Here is a 12,783-nt window from a genome sequence, read left to right on the forward strand (position 1 = left end):
GTGCCACCGCCCGCTCGTAGGGTGGCGGTCATGCGAGCCATCACGATCCCCGAGCCCGGCGAGGCCGACGCCCTCGTGCCCGCCGAGGTGCCCACCCCGAGCGTCGGCGAGGGCCTCGCCCTGGTTGACGTCGTCGCCGCCGGCGTCAACCGCGCGGACGTGCAGCAACGCAAGGGCCTCTACCCGCCCCCGCCCGGCGAGTCCGAGCTGCCCGGCCTCGAGGTCAGCGGGCGCATCCGTGAGCTCGGTCCCGGCACCGAGGGCTCCGGCTGGTCGGTCGGTGACGAGGTCTGCGCCCTCCTCGCCGGCGGAGGGTATGCCGAGACCGTCGCCGTACCGGTCGGGCAGCTCCTGCCGGTTCCGGACGGCATACCGGTCGCGGACGCCGCCGCCCTGCCCGAGGTGGCGTGCACCGTGTGGAGCAACCTGGTGATGGAGGCGGGCCTCGCCGAGGGCGAGACGGTCCTGCTCCACGGCGGCTCGAGCGGCATCGGCACCATGGCGATCCAGGTGGCGAAGGCTCTCGGCGCGCGCGTAGCCGTCACCGCAGGCTCGGCGGAGAAGCTCGAAGCCTGTCGCGAGCTCGGGGCCGACGTGCTCGTCAACTACCGCGAGCAGGACTTCGTCGAGGAGGTGCGCGAGGCCACGAACGGCGCCGGCGCGGACGTGATCCTCGACGTCGTGGGCGCGAAGTACCTCCCCGACAACGTGCGCGCACTCGCCCACGACGGGCGACTCGTCGTCATCGGGCTGCTCGGCGGGCGCACCGGCGAGCTCGACCTCGGCCGGCTGCTCACCAAGCGCGCCTCGGTGCGTGCCACGTCACTGCGCTCCCGCCCGCTGTCCGGCAAGGCCGAGATCGTCGCCCAGGTGCGCGAGCACGTCTGGCCCTGGATCGCCGACGGTCGCGTGCGGCCGCTCATCCAGTCCCGCTACCCGCTCGAGCAGGCCGCCGACGCGCATCGCGAGATGGAAGCCAGCCAGCACATCGGCAAGATCCTGCTGACCGTGGCCGGGTGACCGGGTGGCGCGAGGCCTACGGCGCCCGTGCCCGTGAGTATGCCGACTTCATCGGCCGGCTCGACCTCACCGACGACCGCGCCCGGATCGACCGCTGGGCGGGCTCGATCACGGGTCCCGTCCTCGACCTCGGGTGCGGCCCGGGGCACTGGACCGCCCACCTCACCGCGTCGGGTCACGACGTCTCGGGGATCGACCCGGTGCTGCGCGACGCCCCGCGGCCGGCCGGCTCGCTCACCCTCGGGTTCTTCGACGGCGAGCACGGCGCCGCCTTCGACCACGCGGTGGCGACGGCATACACCTGGTCGCTCGACCGACTCGTCGCCGAGCTGGAGGAGGTGGGCTGGACGATGCTCGACCGGGAGCAGCGATCCGCGCCCGGCGCGCGACCTCACGCGGCACTGGTCGCGACCAAGAGGCAGGGCATCGAGGCCCACCAACATCCCCGGTGAGGATCGGTCCCCCTGCACCGATCCTCCCCAGGTGAGCCGGGAGTGAACGTGACAGTCAGTTGCGCGCCAGCTCGGCCTCCGAGCGCAGCACGCAGAACTCGTTGCCCTCCGGGTCGGCCAGGGTGACCCAGCCGCTGCCCGGGCCGTAGATCCCCCGTCGGTCAGCGACCAGCGTGGCTCCCCGGGAGAGCAGCCCCTCCACCTCGTCGTCCCGGTCCCGCTCCCGCGGACGCACGTCGAGATGGATGCGCTTCGCCGGAAGGTGTTCGTCGGGCACCGCGATGAAGAGCAGGGTATGCCGCGTGGCCGGGTCACGGATGAGGCACTCCTCGTGCCCCGGCTCGTTGGGGTCGTCCGGCTCCATCTCGTAGTCCAGCGTCGCCCGCCACCACTCGCTCAGCGCGAAGGCGTCGTGGCAGTCGATGGTGGTGTGCGAGACGAAGACCGACATGGGCCAGACGCTAGTCGGGTCGGGCTCACTCGACCATGAGATATTCGATTTCCGGGTCGAGCTCGGCGACCTCCTCAGCCGTCATGATCGGCCCGAAGACGGCGTCCTCCTCCAAGAAGAGCTTGAAGCCCCCGCGCACGTGGTCGGGCGTGCTCTCGTTGACCCGGTCGAAGGTCGCGACCTTGTCGTTCGGGTGCCCGATCCCGTCCACCGACTTGATCGCCACGACACCGTCGTGCGCCACGAAGTCACCCTCGTCCTGGACGACGCCCTCGTGCACCTGGTGATAGACCATCGCCTTCTCCGGAAGCCCGTGCTCCTCGACCAGGTCGGCGAGGTAGGCCGCGACCTCGTTGAGCTCCTCACCGCTGGTGCGCCCGTAGACCTCCCCCGGCACCTGCCCGGGCTCCACCGCCCACTCGGGGTCGAGCGCGACGCCGACGTTGGGCTCGACCAGCCACTCCTCGAAGTTCTGCACCTCCTCGAGGAAGGGCACCGCCCCGGTCTGGATGTTGAGCAGCAGGATGGCGTCGTGCCGGTTCGCGGCCGCGAGGTAGTCGTCGATGACCTCGTCCGGGGCGTGGGTGCGGTAGGACCCGTCGGCGCCAGGGACCGGGTGCGCGATCGAGGCGATGAGCTCGAGGGTCGGCATCGGCTCCCGGTCGCCCACGAAATCGCCGAGCTCGGGCTCGATCTCCTCGACCCGTTCGTCGAGGTCACCGATGCCCAGCCGGCCCATGCCCGGCGAACCGGGGTACCCGGCATACCCGATGAGGCGGTAACGCGGGAACAGCTCCGTGCCCCCCCGCGGAAGCTGTAAGGGACCCTCGGTCGTGCCGGCGGCGGTGTCGCCCCCGGAACCGGCGTCGGCGGCCTCGCCTGCGTCCTCCTCGGAGCCGGGTGCGGGGGCCGGGGCGACCGAGCTGGCCGCGGCCTCGTCCGCCACCCCGGCGGTCTCGGTCGCGGTGTCGCCGCTCGTGCCTCCCGAGCAGGCGGACACGGTGAGCGCGCTGGTGGCTACGAGGGTCAGGAAGAGACGTCTCACAGCACTACTGTGACAGGTCGGTCCAGGTGCCCTCGCGTCGCGGCGCGTCAGCGCTGGCGAGCTCGGCGAGTATGCCGCGCGTGTCCCGGTCGGCGGGACCCAGCTCGGCGCGGGAGGTCCAGCGCGCCTTGCGCGCCTCGGTCGACAGCTCGAGGTCGGGCCGCCGCTCCAGGCGGACCCGGAAGATGACGTCCACGCCCTGCTGGAGCGGGTCGATCCGCACCGCGACCGGGTCTCCCGGATCGAGGTCGAGGCCGACCTCCTCGGCGACCTCGCGGCGGACCGCGTCGGCGGGGTCCTCGCCCCGACCGAGCAGACCGCCCGGCAGGCTCCACCCGCGCCGGTGCGGCTGCCACAGCACGAGGAACTCGCCGTCGTGCTCGATGACGCACACGGCTCCGACCGTATAGCTCGGGGCGACGGTCCGGACCACGGCGCGACGCACCGGCCCGGGGGTCAACCGGAAGCCGAGGAGGGCCGCGGTGCTCGCCTTGCGGCGCAGGGTCGCCAGATCCATGGCCACACCCAACCACACCGGGCAGACAACGCTGCCCGGTGAGCAGACGAGGCTGCTAGAGCGAGCAGACGAGGCCCTCGGACCGGGCCCCCCAGGCTGCTGGAGCGAGCAGACGCGGCTCGCGGAGTGAGCAGACGAGGCTGCCGGTCGGGGTGGGGTCGCGTGGCGGTGGGGTCAGGTGGCGGTCGCAGCTGCGGCGGCGCGGCCGGCCGCGCGGCCGCTGAAGAGGCAGCTGCCCAGGAACGTACCCTCCAGGGAGCGGTAGCCGTGCACCCCGCCGCCGCCGAACCCGGCGACCTCGCCCGCGGCGTACAGCCCGGGGATCGCCTCGCCCGCCGCGTCCAGCGCGCGCGACTCCAGGTCGGTCTGCACCCCGCCAAGGGTCTTGCGGGTCAGCACGCGCAGCCGGATCGCCACGAGCGGCCCGTGCTTGGGGTCGAGGAACCGGTGCGGCGGGGCGGTCCGGATCAGCCTGTCCCCCAACGACTTCCGCGCCGCGCGCACGAGCGCGACCTGCACGTCCTTGCCGTAGCCGTTGGCCAGCTCCCGGTCGCGCGCCTCGACCAGCTCCCGCACCGCGCCGGCGTCGAGCGTCGGCTCACCGCCGGTCAGCGCGTTCATCTTCCCCACCAGCTCCTCCACGCTCGGCGCCTCCACGACGTCGGCGCCGTGGTCGACGAAGGCCTGCACCGGGGCCGGCACGTCGGTCGTCACCCGACCCAGCACGTCCCGCACCGAGCGTCCGGTGAGGTCGGGGTTCTGCTCGGAGCCGGAGAGCGCATACTCCTTGCCGAGGACCGTGTGCGTCGCGACGAACCAGCTGTGGTCGTGCTCGGGCAGCGTCGTGCGCAGGTGCGCGAGGGTGCCGAGCGTGTCGAAACCCGGGAGGCATGGCGCCGGGAGCCGCCGCCCGGTCGCGTCGAGCCAGAGGCTGGTCGGCCCGGGCAGGATGCGGATACCGTGGCCGGGCCAGACGGGCGAGTGGTTGGGGATGCCCTCGACGTAGTGCCACATCCGGTCCCGGTTGACCAACCGCGCCCCCGTCGCCTCCACCGGGGCGAGCATCGACCCGTCGACGTAGGCAGGGACCCCCGTGACCACGTCCTTCGGAGGCGTGCCGAGCCGATGCGGCCAGTGCTCGCGGATGAGGTCGACGTTGGCGCCGATCCCGCCACTGGTGACGACCACCGCCTGCGCCGACAGCTCGGCCTCGCCGACGACCTCCCGGGACGACGGCATACCGCGCTCGACGATGTCGTCAGCGAGGACGTCGCACCGCACGCCCGTCACCGCGCCGTCGGTCGTGACCAGACCGGTCACCCGGTGCCGGCCCCGCAGCTCGACCAGACCGGCCGCCACCCCCTCCCGGACGGCCCGCTCGAACGGCTCGACCAGACCCGGCCCGGTGCCCCAGGCGAGATGGAAGCGGGGCACCGAGTTGCCGTGCCCGGTCGCCGTGCCGTCACCGCGCTCGGCCCAGCCGACGACCGGGAAGAAGCGCACCCCGCGCTCGCGCAGCCAGTCCCGCTTCTCCCCCGCGGCCCAGTCGACGTAGGCGCGCGCCCACCGCATACCCCAGTGGTCCTCCCCCGGTGCGCAGCCCGCGTCGCCCTCGCCGTCGAGCCGGTCCCACCCGGCGCTGCCGCGCCAGTCCTGCCAGGCGAGGTCGACGGAGTCGTGGATGCGCATCCTTCGCTGCTCGGGGCTGTCGACGAGGAAGAGCCCGCCGAAGCTCCACCACGCCTGACCGCCGAGATGCTCGGTCGACTCCTGGTCGACGAGGATCACCCGGCGCCCGGCGGCGACGAGCTCGGTGGTGGCGACCAACCCCGCCAACCCGGCCCCGACCACGACGACATCAGCGCGCGCACCCGCACTTCCTCGTGCCATGGCTGCGAGGCTACCGGCAGGCCCCGGTGCCGCAACGGGAGTTAGGCTCGATCCGATGGGCAACCGTGAGCGCATCGCCACGACGGTGAGAGCGGGGCTGCGGCGCGTGGGCGTCGTGGCCCTGCTGCTGCTCCTCGCCTTCATCGGGGGTGTCGGCACGACGCAGATCTGGCCGGTCCACACCGAGACCCGCTACTTCGCCGCCGACATCTCGGTCGAGCCGCGGCTGGACTCCACCGTGGTGCTGCCGACGGTCGTGGGGGACATGGAGGTCTCCTTCGCGCGGCAGGTGCTGCCCGCTCCCGGCATCGAGGCGCGCGTGCAAGTGCGCGACCAGATCACCGACCTGCTACGCCGGGGGCAGCTGCGCACCGCCGACCTGGAGCCGACGCCGGAGGAGCTGCGCGCGGCGATCGACCGCGGGGTCCGCGAGCTGGCCTGGAAGTTCGCGCTCGGCGCGCTCGTCACCACCGCGCTGGTGATGATCGCGTATGCCGCGGCGCACCCGGCGCGCAGAGTGTTCGGGCGCGGGCTGCTCGCCTCGGCGATCGCCTCGGTGCTGGCGCTGGCGATCCCCGGCCTGGCGGCATACCTGACCTATCGCACCGACCGGGTCGAGGAGTTCCGCACCACCAGCCTCCTGTCGTTGGCCGCCGACAACAGAGATCTGTTTGCCGGGCTGGACCAGCGGGCCGACCACGGCGCGGTCTACGTCACCAACCTGCTGGCGCTGTCGAGCGCGATGCGCGAGGAGTTCAGCCCCGAGGGGGAGGGCGTGGCCGAGGCGGCGCGCTTCCTGCTGGTGAGCGACATCCACGGGATGAACCAGTACCCCCTCATGCGCGAGATCGTGCAGACGCAGGACATCGACGCGGTGATCGACGCCGGCGACCTGCTCAACTTCGGGCGGGCCGACGAGGGTGACCTCACCGACATCTACGAGGGCATCGAGAGCCTGGGGGTGCCCTACGTCTACGTGCGTGGCAACCACGACGGCGCCGCCGCGGGCGACGACAACGTCCTGCGCCGTCTGGAGCAGGTGCCCAACGCGCTCCTCGTGGAGCCGCGCGAGGGCGAGCTGCAGCAGATCGGCGTCAACGGCGTGACGATCACCGGGTTCAACGACACGCGCTACTTCAACCAGCGCAGCGAGGACTTCGGCGCCGACCAGGGCGAGCTGGCGCAGCGCTTCCGAGAGCTCACCGACGGGGCGCCGGCCTCCGACATCGTCCTGACCCACCAGCCCTACGCCGCGGACCGGGTGAGCGCCGAGGCGGTCACGATCAACGGGCACATGCACCTGCCGGGGTTGCAGGGGCAGCATGTGCAGGTGGGGTCCTTCACCGGCGGCGGGCTGGTCAACCAGTTCCGGCTGCCGCCGCTCACCGACGAGGCGCAGGAGGCTGCCGAGGAGGACCCGGAGACCGCCGGCGAGCTGCAGGGCCACGCCTACAGCTTCGACATCCTCAGCTTCGGCGAGGACTGCGCCGTGTCCAGCCTGACGCGCTACCAGTACCGCAACCTGGTGTCGGGACGGCCGCAGTTCGACGACGTGAGCCTCATCAGCGGCCGGTCGATCCAGCCCGTGCCGCCGGCGGACCGGAGCTGCTCGGCGGAGCAGGGCGTCACCGTGGAGCAGGTCGACCAGCTGCGCGTGCAGGACGAGCCGGATCCGACCCCGGTCGAGCTCACCCCACCAGACGACGCGGTGATCACCACCCTGCCGCCGGAGGTCGACCTCCCCGAGATCGAGGACGACGCGGCCGTCACCGGTGACCCCTGACCGGCCGCGCGATATGCCCGCACTGGACGCGCGATATGTCCGGACTGGCCGCGCGACATGTCCGGACTGGCCGCGCGAGATGTCCGGACTGGACGCGCGAGATGCGGTCTGTCGCCGCATACCGCGAGGCCAGTCACAGCAGAACGCGCGGCCAGTCACAGCAAACCGCGCGGCCAGTCACCACAGAACGCGCGGCCGGTCACAACAGAACGCGCGGTCGGTCACTCTGAGGGGTCAGGGGTGGGGGATCGCCCAGCGGTAGCGGACCTCGTAACGCGGGGTGCCACGCGGCCCCTGGCCCAGCTCGGAGCGGATCAGACAGATCTCGTCCGCCGTCCACCCCGAGGTATGCAGCGTGTCCAGCGCCTGCAGCAGGTGCCCGGCCGGCTGGGGTCCCCGGGCGGAGCGGGCCAGGGTGACGTGCGCGGTGAACCGGGTGCCGTCCACCTGAGCCCCGGCCCGACTGGCCACCGCCCGCAGACCGCGCGCCCAGTCGGCGAGCAGGGCAGGCTCCTCGTCCTCGTGAACACCCTGGTCGGCGCCGGTGGCAGGCCGCTCGCCAGGCGCCCGCACCTGCCGCGCCGCGGCCCACAGGACGCGGGCGCGCTCCGGGGCGGGGAAGGCGCCGGCACCGGCCAGCGTCAGGTCGACGGGAGTCCGTCGCCCTGCAAACTCCTCGCCGGCCTCGACGAGCGCCTCCTCGCGCCACTCGTCCAGCTCGGGCAGGAAGGCCAGGGTCAGATGTCGGTGCTCGGGCCGGGTCCAGCGCCAGTGCCCGTGCGGCGCCCGGGCGTCGCGGCGGGGCTCGAGGAAGGCATCCAGCTCGTCGGTCACCTCCGGGGGCAGCAGCAGGGCGATGAAAGCACGCATCCCCTCATCATTTCAGGACGCCCGGCCCAGCACGTCGTCCCAGCCAGCCCTACCCGGGGGAGGATCGGTCCACTCGCACCGATCCCCACCGCATACCCCGCCTCACCCGGAGTGCATCGGTCCACTCGCACCGATCCCCACCGCATACCCCGCCTCACCCGGAGTGCATCGGTCCACCCGCACCGATCCCCACCGCATACCCCGCCCCACCCGGAGAGCATCGGTCCACTCGCACCGATCCCCACCGCACGGCCGACCGCACCCACCCTCACCCCCGCCGCCCCGCGCACGGCCGACCTCCTGGCATGTGCCACGCTGACAGGGTGAGCGCTCCTCCCGACCAGACGCCCCGCGACGACCACACCGCGATCGCGATCGCCTGGGCCGTCGCGGCCGTGGTGGTAGCCCTGGCCGCCGCCTTCATCGCCTGGCTCGCCCTCGGCAACCCCGCGCCTGACGGCACCTCCTCGCCCCAGACCTCGTCCGCCGCTCCAGAGACGGCGGGCGCCGCCGAGGAGCCGGCGACCGGGGACACCGACGAGGACCCCGACGCCCAGCCGGAGCAGAGCGAGTCCGAGGAGCCCACCGAGCAGACCGACCCCGGCGCCACCGAGCAGACGCCGTCTCCCGAGGTCGCCCAGATGCTGCTCGACCTGCAGCGTCGCGACGCCGACGACACCATGGCGTTCGGTGACGTCGACGCCCCGGTGGTCATGATCGAGTACGCCGACTACCGCTGCCCCTACTGCGCGCAGTTCCACCTCGAGATCCGCCCGGACCTGCTGCCGCTGGTGGAGGATGGCACGCTACGGATCGAGTTCCGCGACTTCGTCATCTTCGAGGAGACCTCCGAGCTGGCTGCGGTCGCCGGCCGCGCGGCCGCCGCGCAGGGCCACCTGGAGGACTACCAGTCGGCGGTCTTTGCGCTCTCCACCGAGGGGCACGCGGAGTTCGAAGCCGCCGACCTCGTCGACCTCGCCGAGGAGGTCGGCGTGCCCGACCTGGAGCAGTTCGAGTCCGACCTGGAGAGCGATGAGCTGCTCGAGGCCGTCCGCGCCGACACCGAGGAGGCCACCTCACTGGGCGTCGGCTCGACCCCCACCTTCCTCATCAACACCCAGGTGCTGCAGGGCGCCTACCCGGCCGACCGCATGCGCACGATCATCGAGTCCGAGGCGGCGGTGGCGCAGGAGTGAGCGGCGCACGGCATACCCGAGGAGCCCCAGCAGCACCAGGCAGACCAGCACCGTGAGCACCGGGTTGCCGGTCACCGCCGCGCCGATGACGGCGCTCCACACCGCGAAGCCGACCGTCGCGTAGATCAGCGCCCAGGCGAGTGCACCGGGCAGCTGCGCGAGCGTGAACCGGGCCCACCGCATCCGGATCGCCCCGGCACCGGCGAGCACGATCGTCTGGAAACCCACCGTCAGGTAGCACGCCGCCACCGCGACCATCCCCCAGCGCTCCACCACCGCGCGCCCCCGTCCGACCGCTTCACCGTTCAGCCAGCGGTGCACCGCGGCGGGCCAGCCGCTGGTCGGTCGGGTATGACGTATCGCCTGCTCGGTGACCAGGCGCGCGATCGCGTAGGTCACCTGGCCGCGCAGCAGCGCCACCGCGAAGAGGAAGGCGAGCGCGGCGGCGAACGGGTAGGCGTCCAGATCGGGCATGCGTCAGCCGACACCCGCAGCCGTGTGCAACGGCGAGCGGGCGGCCGCGAGGTCGACGAAGACTGCTTCGTTGAGCCGGAAGCTCTCGACCGCCTCGGCCAGCACCGCCTCGCGCTGCGCCCCGCTGAGCGACAGCGCGTCGAGGCGCTCCCGGTAGCCGTCCTTGTAGACCTTGGGCTTGTCGACTCCGGAGAAGGTGTAGAAGGTCAGCCCGGCGTCGGGCACGCCGTAGTGGCGCTGCACCAGCCGGGCCACGATCTGGCCACCGGAGAGGTCGCCGAGGTAGCGGACGTAGTGGTGGGCCAGGATCATCTCGGGGGTATGCCGCTCGCGCAGGGTGGTTGCGTAGGTGCTGGTCGCGTAGCAGATCGGGAGGCGCCCGTCGGCGAGTCGCACCTCGTGGTCGGGGCCGACGAGGGTCGTGAGGTCGTGCTGCAGGGACGGCACGCGGTCGAGCCGGCGGTCGTCGACGGGGCCCAGCATGGGATGACCGGCATAGTGCTCGCGCAGCACATCCTCGAGGGCGCGGTAGATGAGCAGGTGCTGGGTCGCGAGCGCGGTGAAGGCCGCGGCGCAGGCCCGGCCCTCCACCAGGTCGCTGACGAAGGAGGACTGCTCGGCGGAGGAGTGCGCGGCCGCCGTGGCCTGCCGCAGCGCCTCGGAGAGGGGAACGTTCACGGGCACTCACCCTTACTAAAGACGAATAAGGTCACCCTTACTTTAGCGCGGCTTGCGCGTCCGCGGGCGCGGGCGTCCCCACGGCAGGGGCGGGACGGCATACCGTCAGCGCATGAGGATCGTGGTAGCGCTCGGCGGCAACGCGCTGCTCGAGCGCGGGCAGGTGCCCGACGCGGCCGCTCAGGTGACCAACATCCGCCGTGCGATGCAGGCCCTGGCACCGCTCACGGACGACCACCAGGTCGTCATCACCCACGGCAACGGCCCGCAGGTCGGCATCCTGGCGATGGAGAGCGCGAACGACGCGCGCCTGAGCCAGCCCTACCCGTTCGACGCGCTGGGCGCGATGACGCAGGGGCTGATCGGCTACTGGATCCTGCAGGCGATCGGCAACGAGCGGCCCTACCGGCAGTTCGCGGCGGTGCTCAACCAGACGCTGGTGGACGCCGACGACCCAGCCTTCGTGGACCCGACAAAGTTCGTCGGGGAGGTCTACGACGAGACGACGGCGCGCGGGCTGGCCGAGAAGCACGGCTGGCAGGTGAAGGCTGACGGGGAGCACTGGCGCCGGGTCGTCCCGTCGCCCCGGCCGCGGGAGATCATCGAGACCCAACTCATCGACCACCTGCTGGACCAGTCGGTGATCGTGGTGTGCGCGGGCGGCGGTGGGGTGCCGGTGGTGCGCACCGGGACCGGCGACCTGCGTGGGGTCGAGGCGGTCATCGACAAGGACCTGTCCGCCGCGCTGCTGGCGCACCGGCTCGGCGCCGACCGGCTGCTCGTGCTCACCGACGTGCCCGCGGTGCTCGACGGCTTCGGCACGGATGCGGCGCGGGAGATCCGGCGGACGACCCCGGAGGAGTTGCGGGCGCTGGATCTGCCCGACGGGTCCATGGGCCCGAAGGTCGAGGCGGTATGCCGTTTCGTCGAGGTCGGCGGCAAGGGCGTCGCCGCGGCGATCGGGAGCCTGGACGAGGCGCAGGCGCTCGTGGACGGCGCGGCCGGGACCTACGTGACCTCGGCCCACCCCTGACCGGCAGCCTCGCGCGCTGGCCGGCAGCCTCGCGCGCAGGCCAGGCTCTCGGAGTGAGCAGGCCAGGCTCTCGGTGGGGTGTGGCTGCTCAGCTCACAGCTCGCCGGCGAGCGCACCGTCGACCCAGGCACCCAGGACCGGGGTCCACTCGCGGATCGCGACCTGCTCGACCAGGCCCTGCTGCTGGAACGGGTCCTCGCGCAGGAGCTCGGCCAGGTCGGCGGCGCTGTCGCCCCGCACGAGGATGAGCGCCGCGTCGGGCGCCTCGGCGACCTCGACGTACGGCCCGGAGACCAGGACCGTGCCCTCGGCCGCGAGCGCGCCGAGGAACTCCCGGTGCGCCGGCCGGTGCTCGTCGCGCGCAGCGGTGTCGTCGGAGTAGGTGTAGTGCACGACGAAGAGGCTCATGCGGCTCATCCTAGGGACGCCACGACCCCACCGGGCGTCGCCCATGGTTGCGCTCGCACTCTATTTTGCTAGCATCCTAGGTATGACAGAGAAGGCGCAGTTCAACGTCTACCTCCCCCGGGACCTCATCACCGAGGTCAAGCACCGCGGCATCGACGAGGGCATCAGCCTGTCGGCCCTGGTCGAGAAGGCGCTGCGGCACTACCTGGACACCACCGAAGGAGACCGCTCATGAACGACCACCTCACCACCCGCCCGATCCGCTTCACGGCGGACCTCCCCGGTTGGCAGCGCCTCGTCGAGGCGCTCGGCGGTCGCCTCATCTTCGAGCGCCCCGGATGGCTCGTGTATGCCATGGGCTCGGGCCGGCTCGCCCTGCACCAGGCGAGCGCGCACCAGCCGCCCGGCACGTCGTTGGCGTTCGAGACCAGCACCCCGATCCCCGAAGCGGTCGAGCAGACCGCGGCGCGCGGCATACCGATCACCCTGGGGCATCCCGACCACGGCGAGGCGGGCATGGTGTCGGCGCCCGACGGCACCGAGTTCACCCTGGACTCCCCCACGCCGGTCGAGTCCACCGGGGAGCATCCGGACGCACGACTGGCCTCGCTGTCGATCTGGTACGGCCCCGACCCGGCGATGATCCGGGCGATCGTCGAGGGGCTGGGCGCGCGGCCACGCATCGTCGGTGACGACGGCACGTGGACAGACCTGTCCTGCGCGGGCGGCGGCTTTGTCGGCGTCCACGCCGCGGACGCCCCCGGGACCGAGCTGGCCTTCGAGTGGGACGGCGACGTGGAGGACGCCCTGGCGCTGCTCACCGGGGCCGGCGTCGACGCAGCCCTCATCGACGAGACCTACTCGCGCACGGTGCAGGTCACCGACCCCGACGGACTCAAGGAGATCTGGATCAACGAGCGCCAGACCGACCTCTACGGCTACAGCAGGGCCTGACCCAACCCTTCG

15 protein-coding genes are annotated in these 12,783 nt (G+C 72.5%); 7 read left to right on the top strand and 8 right to left on the bottom strand.

The window, feature by feature from the left end:
* Nucleotides 1-30: 30 nt before the first annotated feature.
* Both AC5PYY_RS02720 and AC5PYY_RS02725 read left to right on the top strand, forming a co-directional pair.
* Nucleotides 31-1,020, top strand: a complete 990-nt coding sequence (locus tag AC5PYY_RS02720) for an NAD(P)H-quinone oxidoreductase (protein ID WP_493898270.1) — start codon at nucleotides 31-33, stop codon at nucleotides 1,018-1,020.
* Nucleotides 1,017-1,472, top strand: coding sequence for a methyltransferase domain-containing protein (locus AC5PYY_RS02725; protein ID WP_493898271.1), 456 nt, complete (start codon nucleotides 1,017-1,019; stop codon nucleotides 1,470-1,472). The genes AC5PYY_RS02720 and AC5PYY_RS02725 overlap by 4 nt, the downstream gene beginning before the upstream one ends.
* Before the next feature lie 55 nt (nucleotides 1,473-1,527).
* Here the strand turns inward: AC5PYY_RS02725 and AC5PYY_RS02730 are convergent, their stop codons facing one another.
* The 4 genes from AC5PYY_RS02730 to AC5PYY_RS02745 form a co-directional block, all read right to left on the bottom strand.
* On the bottom strand, nucleotides 1,528-1,923 hold the full coding sequence (locus tag AC5PYY_RS02730) for a VOC family protein (RefSeq protein ID WP_493898272.1): 396 nt from the start codon (nucleotides 1,921-1,923) through the stop codon (nucleotides 1,528-1,530).
* Nucleotides 1,924-1,948: 25 nt separating this feature from the next.
* Nucleotides 1,949-2,968 (bottom strand): hypothetical protein, encoded by a 1,020-nt coding sequence (locus AC5PYY_RS02735; RefSeq protein ID WP_493898273.1) that lies wholly within the window; start codon nucleotides 2,966-2,968, stop codon nucleotides 1,949-1,951.
* Between the two features lie 4 nt (nucleotides 2,969-2,972).
* Nucleotides 2,973-3,485 (bottom strand): NUDIX domain-containing protein, encoded by a 513-nt coding sequence (locus tag AC5PYY_RS02740; RefSeq protein ID WP_493898274.1) that lies wholly within the window; start codon nucleotides 3,483-3,485, stop codon nucleotides 2,973-2,975.
* 174 nt (nucleotides 3,486-3,659) lie between these two features.
* Nucleotides 3,660-5,375 carry an FAD-binding dehydrogenase gene (locus AC5PYY_RS02745; RefSeq protein ID WP_493898275.1) on the bottom strand — a complete coding sequence of 572 codons (1,716 nt, stop codon included), beginning with the start codon at nucleotides 5,373-5,375 and terminating at the stop codon, nucleotides 3,660-3,662.
* 55 nt (nucleotides 5,376-5,430) lie between these two features.
* Between AC5PYY_RS02745 and AC5PYY_RS02750 the strand changes: the two genes are divergently transcribed.
* Complete coding sequence (locus AC5PYY_RS02750; protein WP_493898276.1) at nucleotides 5,431-7,158, top strand: metallophosphoesterase family protein; 1,728 nt, start codon at nucleotides 5,431-5,433, stop codon at nucleotides 7,156-7,158.
* Nucleotides 7,159-7,392: 234 nt separating this feature from the next.
* Here the strand turns inward: AC5PYY_RS02750 and AC5PYY_RS02755 are convergent, their stop codons facing one another.
* A complete protein-coding gene (locus tag AC5PYY_RS02755) occupies nucleotides 7,393-8,028 on the bottom strand; it encodes a 2'-5' RNA ligase family protein (protein ID WP_493898277.1) in 636 nt (211 codons plus the stop codon).
* 323 nt (nucleotides 8,029-8,351) lie between these two features.
* On the opposite strand from AC5PYY_RS02755, the gene AC5PYY_RS02760 reads away from it, so the two are divergent.
* Nucleotides 8,352-9,224 carry a DsbA family protein gene (locus tag AC5PYY_RS02760; RefSeq protein WP_493898278.1) on the top strand — a complete coding sequence of 291 codons (873 nt, stop codon included), beginning with the start codon at nucleotides 8,352-8,354 and terminating at the stop codon, nucleotides 9,222-9,224.
* Here AC5PYY_RS02760 and AC5PYY_RS02765 read toward each other — a convergent pair.
* A complete protein-coding gene (locus AC5PYY_RS02765; RefSeq protein ID WP_493898279.1) occupies nucleotides 9,105-9,698 on the bottom strand; it encodes a DedA family protein in 594 nt (197 codons plus the stop codon). The two genes, AC5PYY_RS02760 and AC5PYY_RS02765, sit on opposite strands and share 120 nt — an antisense overlap.
* A 3-nt stretch (nucleotides 9,699-9,701) precedes the next feature.
* Nucleotides 9,702-10,376 (bottom strand): biliverdin-producing heme oxygenase, encoded by a 675-nt coding sequence (locus AC5PYY_RS02770; protein WP_493898280.1) that lies wholly within the window; start codon nucleotides 10,374-10,376, stop codon nucleotides 9,702-9,704.
* Nucleotides 10,377-10,488: 112 nt separating this feature from the next.
* Here AC5PYY_RS02770 and AC5PYY_RS02775 point away from each other — a divergent pair, with 112 nt between their 5' ends.
* Nucleotides 10,489-11,409 carry a carbamate kinase gene (locus AC5PYY_RS02775; protein ID WP_493898281.1) on the top strand — a complete coding sequence of 307 codons (921 nt, stop codon included), beginning with the start codon at nucleotides 10,489-10,491 and terminating at the stop codon, nucleotides 11,407-11,409.
* A 93-nt stretch (nucleotides 11,410-11,502) separates the two neighbouring features.
* On the opposite strand, the gene AC5PYY_RS02780 is transcribed toward AC5PYY_RS02775, so the two are convergent.
* Nucleotides 11,503-11,817: a YciI family protein gene (locus AC5PYY_RS02780; RefSeq protein WP_493898282.1), complete on the bottom strand. Its 315-nt coding sequence runs from the start codon at nucleotides 11,815-11,817 to the stop codon at nucleotides 11,503-11,505.
* A gap of 82 nt (nucleotides 11,818-11,899) precedes the next feature.
* Between AC5PYY_RS02780 and AC5PYY_RS02785 the strand changes: the two genes are divergently transcribed.
* Together AC5PYY_RS02785 and AC5PYY_RS02790 are read left to right on the top strand one after the other, a co-directional pair.
* The gene (locus AC5PYY_RS02785) at nucleotides 11,900-12,052 is read left to right on the top strand and encodes a ribbon-helix-helix protein, CopG family (protein WP_493898283.1); all 153 of its coding nucleotides are present in this window, start codon (nucleotides 11,900-11,902) and stop codon (nucleotides 12,050-12,052) included.
* Entirely contained in the window at nucleotides 12,049-12,771 is a 723-nt protein-coding gene (locus AC5PYY_RS02790; protein WP_493898284.1) for a hypothetical protein, read from the top strand. Before AC5PYY_RS02785 ends, AC5PYY_RS02790 begins: the two co-directional genes overlap by 4 nt.
* The last annotated feature ends 12 nt before the right edge of the window (nucleotides 12,772-12,783 follow it).

This window comes from Serinicoccus sp. JS2-9 (assembly GCF_059025165.1).

What these genes read in the sequence shown, in the direction of transcription:
- AC5PYY_RS02720 (WP_493898270.1), top strand. Translation starts at nt 31, where the DNA reads ATGCGAGCCATCACGATCCCCGAGCCCGGCGAGGCCGACGCCCTCGTG.
- AC5PYY_RS02745 (WP_493898275.1), bottom strand. Translation starts at nt 5,375, where the DNA reads ATGGCACGAGGAAGTGCGGGTGCGCGCGCTGATGTCGTCGTGGTCGGG.
- AC5PYY_RS02765 (WP_493898279.1), bottom strand. Translation starts at nt 9,698, where the DNA reads ATGCCCGATCTGGACGCCTACCCGTTCGCCGCCGCGCTCGCCTTCCTC.
- AC5PYY_RS02730 (WP_493898272.1), bottom strand. Translation starts at nt 1,923, where the DNA reads ATGTCGGTCTTCGTCTCGCACACCACCATCGACTGCCACGACGCCTTC.
- AC5PYY_RS02775 (WP_493898281.1), top strand. Translation starts at nt 10,489, where the DNA reads ATGAGGATCGTGGTAGCGCTCGGCGGCAACGCGCTGCTCGAGCGCGGG.
- AC5PYY_RS02755 (WP_493898277.1), bottom strand. Translation starts at nt 8,028, where the DNA reads ATGCGTGCTTTCATCGCCCTGCTGCTGCCCCCGGAGGTGACCGACGAG.
- AC5PYY_RS02740 (WP_493898274.1), bottom strand. Translation starts at nt 3,485, where the DNA reads ATGGATCTGGCGACCCTGCGCCGCAAGGCGAGCACCGCGGCCCTCCTC.
- AC5PYY_RS02780 (WP_493898282.1), bottom strand. Translation starts at nt 11,817, where the DNA reads ATGAGCCTCTTCGTCGTGCACTACACCTACTCCGACGACACCGCTGCG.
- AC5PYY_RS02785 (WP_493898283.1), top strand. Translation starts at nt 11,900, where the DNA reads ATGACAGAGAAGGCGCAGTTCAACGTCTACCTCCCCCGGGACCTCATC.
- AC5PYY_RS02790 (WP_493898284.1), top strand. Translation starts at nt 12,049, where the DNA reads ATGAACGACCACCTCACCACCCGCCCGATCCGCTTCACGGCGGACCTC.
- AC5PYY_RS02750 (WP_493898276.1), top strand. Translation starts at nt 5,431, where the DNA reads ATGGGCAACCGTGAGCGCATCGCCACGACGGTGAGAGCGGGGCTGCGG.